Annotated in this window: 7 protein-coding genes and 1 pseudogene; 3 read left to right on the forward strand and 5 right to left on the reverse strand. The window is 43.0% G+C overall.

The features are described 5' to 3' along the window. The coding region (locus IQ224_RS19810) for a sulfatase-like hydrolase/transferase (RefSeq protein ID WP_370583156.1) at positions 1-485 on the reverse strand (485 nt) is incomplete at its 3' end. Between the two features lie 922 nt (positions 486-1407). Here IQ224_RS19810 and IQ224_RS19815 point away from each other — a divergent pair. Beyond that, positions 1408-1962 (forward strand): hypothetical protein, encoded by a 555-nt coding sequence (locus tag IQ224_RS19815; RefSeq protein ID WP_194033395.1) that lies wholly within the window; start codon positions 1408-1410, stop codon positions 1960-1962. Positions 1963-2596: 634 nt separating this feature from the next. Here the strand turns inward: IQ224_RS19815 and IQ224_RS19820 are convergent. Continuing rightward, the gene (locus IQ224_RS19820) at positions 2597-3709 is read right to left on the reverse strand and encodes a cell wall metabolism sensor histidine kinase WalK (protein WP_002743013.1); all 1113 of its coding nucleotides are present in this window, start codon (positions 3707-3709) and stop codon (positions 2597-2599) included. Between the two features lie 363 nt (positions 3710-4072). Between IQ224_RS19820 and IQ224_RS19825 the strand changes: the two genes are divergently transcribed. Next, the gene (locus IQ224_RS19825; protein ID WP_002743011.1) at positions 4073-4489 is read left to right on the forward strand and encodes a DUF1816 domain-containing protein; all 417 of its coding nucleotides are present in this window, start codon (positions 4073-4075) and stop codon (positions 4487-4489) included. Positions 4490-4515: 26 nt separating this feature from the next. On the opposite strand, the gene IQ224_RS19830 is transcribed toward IQ224_RS19825, so the two are convergent. From IQ224_RS19830 to IQ224_RS19840, 3 genes and pseudogenes are all read right to left on the reverse strand, one after another. Continuing rightward, entirely contained in the window at positions 4516-4710 is a 195-nt protein-coding gene (locus tag IQ224_RS19830; RefSeq protein ID WP_002737105.1) for a hypothetical protein, read from the reverse strand. Between the two features lie 238 nt (positions 4711-4948). Beyond that, positions 4949-5092, reverse strand: a pseudogene (locus tag IQ224_RS19835) (IS630 family transposase); the annotation flags it as partial. A 213-nt stretch (positions 5093-5305) separates the two neighbouring features. Further along, positions 5306-6730: a pentapeptide repeat-containing protein gene (locus IQ224_RS19840; protein WP_194033396.1), complete on the reverse strand. Its 1425-nt coding sequence runs from the start codon at positions 6728-6730 to the stop codon at positions 5306-5308. Between the two features lie 241 nt (positions 6731-6971). On the opposite strand from IQ224_RS19840, the gene IQ224_RS19845 reads away from it, so the two are divergent. Beyond that, a partial coding sequence (locus tag IQ224_RS19845) for a transposase (RefSeq protein WP_130757148.1) occupies positions 6972-7194 on the forward strand: 223 nt, incomplete at its 3' end.

The following is a 7194-nucleotide window of genomic DNA, read 5'->3' on the forward strand; positions in this document are numbered from 1 at the left end:
GCTTTGGTGTTGGGGCGGACGGAACTTTGTCCGGGGGCGGAGGTGGCGGTTTCGGTGATGTTGCCCATGCCCACCGAGTGATGATTCCTTCCGGAGAGCAAAGCCGCACGACTGGGAGAACAGAGGGCAGTGGTATGAAAACGGGTGTATTTTAACCCAGCCGCCGCTAATCGCTCGAAAGTGGGGGTATTGCAGGGACCACCGAAGGCACTAGCGGCTCCAAAACCCACGTCATCGAGCAGCACGATCAGCACGTTGGGGGCGCCGGCCGGCGGTCGGATATCTCGAATCGGGGGATAGTGGGTGTCGGGATTCTTGGCATCATAGGTGGTTAGACCGAAGGGGGTCAAGTCGGGAATCGGTAGAATTTGGCGTTGGATCGGTTTGTCTTGGGTCATCTTGAGGGTTCCTTTTAAATTTGCGATCGAGAGGTGAAAATCGGAAAAATCGGCTATTTCGTTGACAACGGCAATACATGATCGCATTTTTAAAGTTTAATCAATAAGATGACGGCGTTGCCGAAGGCACTGCGTTCTCGAAGAGCGGCGAAGCCTAGCAGACAACAATAATTTGATTTTCTTAGCCAATTGATTAAAAGATTTTTACTTTCTGGTGAGATATTTCCTAAACGTGCATTGATTACAGATGATTCGACACTTGTTAATCGTCCTGGCGGAATTAAAAAAGCCACTTTAAGTCCAGTAGTAATATAGTCTATTGTGATATATGATTAAATATTGAATTATTAAATTATAGCAGTTTTCCTCAGAATGAGGTGTGGGCAAGGAGCTTAAACCCTTTGTTGGCAAAACTTGTCGATACCTCAGTAACGTGAAAAGCGCTATATTAAATGTTAAATATGGCCTAGCATACAGTTTTTCTCAGGTGATCCCAGAAAGATTAAGGATAAACCACAGAGACAGAAAGAACACAGAGAGGAAGACAGATTCGAGCGGTAAAACTTATCACTTACATTCCAGCAGAGGATGTCAGCTTGTTCCAAATTCAGGCGTTGAGAAGTTTATGCCACTTTTCTGATCGTAATCAATAATAATATGCAGGGGTTAATTAGGGCTTGCTGAATAAATCTAAAAACCTTGTTGGATAAGACTTTTAGACTTTTTTTCCCTCAAAAAGTGCCAGACATGGCGGGGATCGGGGGCAAAATTCCGGGACTTTTTCCCTGAAAATTAGGCAACTGACTACCTCAAAATCGGTAAAACCCCACACCCCACACCCCACACCCCACACCCTGCCACCACCGAAAAGCTTTTTCAGCAAACCCTAATTATTGCTACTATGGCAAGAGTGCCTCTCGTCTGACTTCCAGCAGAAGTCTGTTGATAGCTTCGGGAATTGTCAAAACCGAGATGTAGTTACTCATTGAACACCACAAAGGCTAAAATTATGAGCGATTTATCCCTATCCGAACAGATTAACGCGGAACTTCTGGCAATCCTGATCGAAGAAGAAGTCACCTATCCCTGGGATGTAACCGCTGTTGAGAGTCATGATCCCTTAGACGTGACGGAAACGCCTTTTTCTCTGTGTGAAGGACTAGAAGCGACGGCGATCGAGGCACAATCTCATAGATTCTTTAGCAGTTTACACCAAAAATTCCCGACAGTTTCCCTTTCATCCCGGTCTAATATCTTTGATAAATTTGCCTCTTTACTGCCAGCCGAACATTTAAATCGTCTAGTAGAAAGTGCTGAAAATCTAGTTAATAGTCAATTAGATAACTTCGATCGCCTTGTTGTTTGTCTTAGCGAGCTTTTTCCCCAATGGTCTCCAGAAGATTTACAGGTTTTTGCCCGTCCCTACGCCTATACTATGCGTAATGGCCAGAGCAAAACCACTATAGACACCGAAGATTGGCAAAGTCTTTCCGAAATTGAACAAATTCGCCGGAGTGCAGCCATCGCCAGCCAGATTTTCCGCGACTTGTCTTCCCCTGAATAGTCATCTCGTTATCAGCTGCACTGCATTGAAACTGCCTATTAAACCTCCACCTAATATTATAGTCATTTCAATTAGGATTGAGAATATCAATGCCAGAGTTCATAAGGTTTCAACCAGTCTAGACTGTATCAGAATTATCTGAAATGACTATATCTTAAGACTAAAAGTTTTTCTAGTTAAGGAATCTAAGCAAATAAAAATGATTTTAATTGTTTCATATTTTTTCAGTGAAATTGAATTAGCAACGATAGATACACATTTCAGCTTAGAACTACTTAGTTAGTACAAAAGCTAAAAGCAAGCTGTGATGGTTCTTCGGTTTGTCTTATGCAATAGACGGGAGTTATAAGGGATGGAACCCTTATAGAGAAAGACATTGGGCGATTTTTATCAATTGTTTTTTATCTAAAGCGAACTAATCAATTAAATCCCTTACCAGATAAAGATTTTGTTGATTTATGCCCCCCTATCGAACCATAACAAGTAACGAAGAGCCGCTGTGATTGGGTTATAATTTTTGGAGATGTCTATTAAATATTTTAGTACAAATGCTCAAACTCTCTCTTCCCGCTCCATCTCCCCTTTCTCCCGTCTCCCCTTACCGATTACTGTTTACCGATCACTAAAAAAACCCCTACTCCCAATTCGGAGATATTGCTAGGGAAAAACGAAAAGTGCTGCCTTTACCTAATTCACTTTCTACCTCCATTTGACTTTGGTGTAATTCCACTAAACGACGGGTAATCGCTAAACCAATACCACTACCCCCAGAATAACGGGAACGAGAACGATCGGCCCGCCAAAAGCGATCGAAAATAAAGGGTAAATCTTCTGCTGCGATGCCGATTCCTGTATCGATAACGGCAATTTGTAGGCGATTTTTGTCCCTTGTCACTTGCAGGGTAATTGCACCATGATCGGTGTAACGAATGGCATTACCGAGCAGATTAACTAAAATTTGTTCGAGGCGATCGGGATCGGCCATGACAGATGGTAAATTGGGGGGACAATCTAACTGTAAAGTCGGTCCATCTTCTAATAATTGATCGGCAAATTTTTCGATAAGAGAATTTAACAAAGTTAATAAATTAACAGGTTGCAGTTTAATCGAGAGATAACCAGATTCCGCTTGCGATAGCTCCTGTAGATCGTGGGTTAAACGTTCTAACCGGCGGGTTTCTTTCACTAATTTCTGATAAAGTTCTGGATTAGGTTCGATCGCACCATCGGCTAATTCTTCCAGATATCCCCGTACCACAGTTAAAGGGGTGCGTAATTCGTGGGTAAGATCACCGATTAATTCCTGGCGACGTTTTTCCACATCGGCTAAACTAATCGCCATCTGATTAAAACTGATGGCTAATTGATTTAATTCTGGGATTTCGCTTTCTGGAACTCGCGCCGATAAATCCCCTTCCGCAAAATTTTTAGTGATTTGTTTCATTTGTTTTACCGGTTTCATAATGCGTTGAGAAACCAAAAAACTCAGATAACCAGCTGCACTTCCTCCCGCAATAAATGACCAAATAGCACTACTATCCCAAGCCGTCTCAAAACCCCTAACCAAGAAAGTTCTTGCCGAGCGCACGGTAAAAAATCCCTGCCTTTCTAACTGTTCCAAACGCAAAACAAACATTCGGGGAGAAGATAATTTAGCAATGATAATAAAGCTACTCAATCCCACCACCATAACGAGGAGATGGGATAAAAATAATCTGGTTCCTAAGCTTAATTTTGGTGGCTGCATATTTGGTAAAAAACTCTATTTGTCGTCAATATTATTAACATTGTTTATCATAAAGATGAAGTATAACAGGATTGGGCATCGACGACCGACTCCCGAAAACAAAAACTTTGTACCTCACCATTAAGATAACAGCCATATATCCGGCTACAGCATCATAAAGAACTCTATCGGGTTCTTCCTGTGGAAGAATCTCCCCTTAAGCCATGCTGTGAGGGGAGAATAGGTCAAAACCTAACTTTTTGCCGCTCTATGCTATGGTATCAAGATGCGCTACTCTGTTAGGAGATGATTTTGCTTGAGTCATCTGCTCAAAGTAGCGTCTGTTTTTTTTAACCCTTACCCCCAAAAGAGAATCTTTTCTGTATGCTAGAGGCTAATAATCAGGGAGAGAATCAAATATTTCTCTATGAAGTTGTTTTTTCCGGTTCTTCTGGCTCTTTGCCTCAACGCTTCTCCCGGACAGTCCTGCGAGTACCTAAAAGCCGCATGAGTCAAGAAACACAGCGCCTCCTGCGCCAAGGTGCCAGGATTCTCAGTATAAAGCCTCTTGACCCAGAAATTGTCTCCATTAAGCCTAGTTTACCACCTCAACCCTGGTGGATAGAGATCACCACCACTCAGCCGAAATGTCTCTATTATTTCGGTCCGTTTGAGAGTTTTTCTGAAGCTTTATCCCATCAATCCGGTTATATCGAAGACCTACAATCGGAATCTGCCGTGGGGATTAACAGCGAAATTAAACAATGTCAGCCCGAGGTTTTAACTCAAGAATATTTTTAATATATGGTATCTAATTATACAGATTTTTAGGAATAGTTAGTCTCCTTTTGTTTTCGTTGAATAATGCCTTCACCTTCACAGAATTTACAGGGGACGGATTCATTCTCTGTCTCTAGATAGATTCTTCCTTTGCCTTGGCAGTGGGAACAGATAACTTTTTCTTCCCACCAATAATTCTCTAAAAAAGCCTCATCGGTAATATAGGTAAAATCTTCAAACATTGGCTTGTCCTCTTATAGTTCAGATAGCTTAATCTGGGTTCACCTTTCAAGCTGAGAAATTGAAAATCGGTTTTACCCCCATAGTAAAAAAGATCGGGTTCATTCTCTTGGAAACTTAAATTACTTCATATTTATTCATATTTATTCATATATAATGAGTGTTCACTATCAATCTTTGCTAAAGCGGCAGGGCCTGAGTGTATCATAGCAGACATGGCAATTAACGACCAACTATACTTTAGACGTTCATAATTTGAGATTTATTCAACTTCTGAAATGGTAGAGTAAGCAAGGAATTCAGTTCTTTTTTATGTTTCAGATGGGCATCATTCAGACATTCATAAATAGCTGAAGAAAAGTCAGAAAAGTTTTCATAATATTTAGGGTTGGCTGAATAAATGTGAAATGTAGGTAAGGTAAGGGTTTTGTGGCTTTTCTCGCCAAACAGGTGCAAGATTTTGAGAGAATCGTGCTTCCAAACCTTGCGTTTTCATCGGCCCGCGTCCTGTAGGGGCGAAGCATTTGGGCAATAACCTATCGGTGAAACCGGAGATTTCCTATCCGAATGCTTCGCCCGTACTTTTTGCCGCAAACCCTATTTAGTATTACAATCGATCGGATTTCGCGGATCTGAGTTTTTGTCCCTTTTGAGTTTGTCGATTTCTCGTTTATTGGCTTCCCGGTCCGCAGCCACCCATAATTTTTTATCTTTATCCCACTTGGCTTCCGTGTATATTGCCCTTTCCCAAAAGCAGGCCGATTTAATTTGTTCTGGATAAAGATCCTCGGCTCGGTTGAGGTTGGCTCGGTTGAGGTTGGCTCCGTTGAGCTTGGCTCGGTTGAGCTTGGCTCGGTTGAGGTTGGCTCGGTTGAGGTTGGCTTCGTTGAGGTTGGCTCCGTTGAGAATGGCTCCGTTGAGCTTGGCTTCTTCGAGGTTGGCTCGGTTGAGGTTGGCTCGGTTGAGGTTGGCTCGGTTGAGGTTGGCTCCGATGAGCTTGGCTCCATTGAGGTTGGCTCGTTTGAGGTTGGCTTCTTCGAGGAAGGCTCCGTTGAGGTAGGCTACCCAGAGTTTGGCTCCGTTGAGGTTGGCTCCGTTGAGGTTGGCTCCGTTGAGGTTGGCTACCCAGAGTTTGGCTCCGTTGAGGTTGGCTCCGTCGAGGTTGGCTCCCTTGAGGTCGGCTCCGTTGAGCTTGGCTCCCCTCAAATTTGTCCGACTTAAATCAAGAATTTTAATTTTATTAGGGTCAGTTGTTTCAGCCAAATTATCCCCGGCTTGGTCATTCTCAACTTTACGCCGGCCGATTACCGTTAAAGCGGCCTGAACTGGAATACTCACGGAAGGAAGCTTTTCTAGGGCTTTCTCTCTTGCCGCCGGCTCCAGTTGTTGAATATTCGAGGGAATGGGGGAATTTTTACGAATGTAGGAAGTCAGCACTTCCATAATTGTCCATTGATCCTTGGGGGAATCTTTGGCAATTCGCTCTAGGGAGTAAATGCCGCCAATTACCACCTCCTCTTTAGTATTACCGATTTGCTCGACAGCTTTCGAGAAGCGCTCGGTAATAAGACGTTGCTGAGTCAGTTGTATTTCTGCTTGAGAATTGAGATAATTGACAAAAAGCCCAATTCCTGCCGAAAGGGTAGCAATTAATCCCAGGGCAGAAATAATCGTTTTGACCACATCAATGGCAAAGGTGCGGCTGTCTTTGTCTTCACGGGCAAAAAGCCCCGGTATTTGCTGAAATAGCCAGAAGGGAAAGATTAGCAGTTTCCAAGCAACTCTGACAAGAGACTGGAGCGATAGCAACAATCTTTTAATTAGCCTTTTTCCCCGGCGATAGGGCATCTTTAGATTCCAAGCAAGAATCGCTCTGGGATGTTGGCTCAAATATTCTTTCGCTTGCTGCCAGTCATCTATCTCACTGCCTTCTTTGCCCGATGCCAGCCGTTTTTGATAAAACTCGTGAGCCTTAATCTGGTGCAATTCTAAAGGAATTCGTGGTGATTTTTTCGGAACCATGCAGTGTTTTCCCCGCCAATAGATGGATTGTGCCAAGGGACTGAGGGACTGACAAAACTGTTTTCGAGGCCGGTTGAAAAGAAGTAAGTAGGTAGCCGTTAAAAGTTGTCAGATGCCCCCCTTATTAAGCTATCCATTAGTCAGATCTTTCTTAACAAAAAGAGAAGAAACTTAAAAAAAGGGGAAACGATTGATAGGTATAGTTTTGAAAGAAGGAATTAAGGTGGAGGTAAGCAAAAAAATGGAGAAATGGGCAGCCCAAGAATTACAATATGCAGACCTAGGGGACACCAGAAGAAAGAAAAGGTTAATCAGTATCGTAGAAAACTTGGCCAGTCAACCTAGTACAAGTGTGCCACAAGCTTCGGGAAATCTAGCCGCAGCGAGTGCCACCTACGACTTTTGGAATTCCCCCTATTTTCACCCCTCAGATATAATTGCCGCCCAAGCTAAAAGTACAGTAG

The sequence above is a fragment of the Microcystis sp. LEGE 00066 genome (genome assembly GCF_015207925.1).
Taxonomy (GTDB): domain Bacteria; phylum Cyanobacteriota; class Cyanobacteriia; order Cyanobacteriales; family Microcystaceae; genus Microcystis; species Microcystis ichthyoblabe_A.

Coding starts and splice junctions, on each gene's coding strand:
- IQ224_RS19815 (WP_194033395.1), top strand. CDS start 1,408: ATGAGCGATTTATCCCTATCCGAACAGATTAACGCGGAACTTCTGGCA.
- IQ224_RS19820 (WP_002743013.1), bottom strand. CDS start 3,709: ATGCAGCCACCAAAATTAAGCTTAGGAACCAGATTATTTTTATCCCAT.
- IQ224_RS19825 (WP_002743011.1), top strand. CDS start 4,073: ATGCTAGAGGCTAATAATCAGGGAGAGAATCAAATATTTCTCTATGAA.
- IQ224_RS19830 (WP_002737105.1), bottom strand. CDS start 4,710: ATGTTTGAAGATTTTACCTATATTACCGATGAGGCTTTTTTAGAGAAT.
- IQ224_RS19840 (WP_194033396.1), bottom strand. CDS start 6,730: ATGGTTCCGAAAAAATCACCACGAATTCCTTTAGAATTGCACCAGATT.